This is a genomic window from Oleiphilus sp. HI0117, assembly GCF_001635235.1.
Genome location: NZ_LWGA01001110.1, coordinates 1 through 1,076 on the forward strand (window position 1 = coordinate 1; position 1,076 = coordinate 1,076).

Genomic DNA, 1,076 nt, shown 5'->3' on the forward strand with positions numbered 1-1,076 from the left:
GATGTTTTGAATACTGGTTTTTCTGATTTGCTACAACCCTCTCACGAAAAGATACCAGAACACCTTGACCTCTCTGACTCCGAGATTGCTCGCTATGAGCAATGGATTACTATATCTTCTGAGGAAAGCTCGAATCGAGTCAATCAAATAAAAAACGAGCTTTCAGCGATTGAAAAAGAACTGGAAAATAGCAGCATAAGGTTAGAACGCGCCCCAGAAGAAGATCAATTGACCAAGAATCTCAATGAGTTAAAGAAACTAAAATCCAGAGAAGGTGAAATTGAGCTTCAGATTAAAAAATCTATTGAAAATATTAGACGCTACTTAACTAGGGCTGTCGATCTTAATAGAAAAATAGAAAAGCTCCATGCTTCGATTGTAAACAGTCAAAGCGATTCTAACGCTCAAAGGCATGCAATTCAGTCAGGAGAGCTATTATCAGAGTTTGCAGCAATTACCTCAAAGAGGCGCGTCCAAGAGTTAGAAACTGCATTTATTGAATCCTACAAAAAGCTGGCCAGGAAAGAAGACTTAAACATCTCCGCCAAGATCGACCCAGCAACATTCCTTATCTCTCTCTTGGATGAACATGATAACTTAATTGATAGGCATGAAATATCGGCAGGCGAAAAGCAGATTTATGCTATAGCTATTCTTGAAGCTCTTGCAAAAACATCTGGCCGAAAACTACCGATTATTATTGATACCCCCCTCGGTCGCTTAGACTCTAAACATAGAAACAAACTTGTGAATAACTACTTCCCTAGAGCTAGTCACCAAGTAATTATACTGTCTACAGATACTGAGATAGACCAAGCTTTCTACCAAGATTTGGAGAAAGATATTTCCCATGCTTATCACATTGATTTTGATGAAAAGACTAAGTCCTCAAAAGCTAGTGAAGGATATTTCTGGAATAACAACCTAGTCCAAGAGGCTGTATAAAAATGCTTCCCAATAATTTCAGACTATTTCAAGACACAGAAGACAAACTCAAGAAGCTTAAAACCAAAACAGGTATTACCCCCAATATATCAGCCAGGATTGCCTTTTTTTGTTCTATTGAGCATGGTTAT

General features: G+C 38.1%; 2 protein-coding genes. Both read left to right on the forward strand.

All coding sequences use genetic code 11. The features are described 5' to 3' along the window. On the forward strand, window positions 1–945 hold a 945-nt coding region (gene dndD / locus A3757_RS19955; protein WP_068740161.1), incomplete at its 5' end, for a DNA sulfur modification protein DndD. Between the two features lie 2 nt (window positions 946–947). Beyond that, window positions 948–1,076: DndE family protein (locus tag A3757_RS28155; protein WP_156506441.1), on the forward strand; the 129-nt coding region annotated here is incomplete at its 3' end.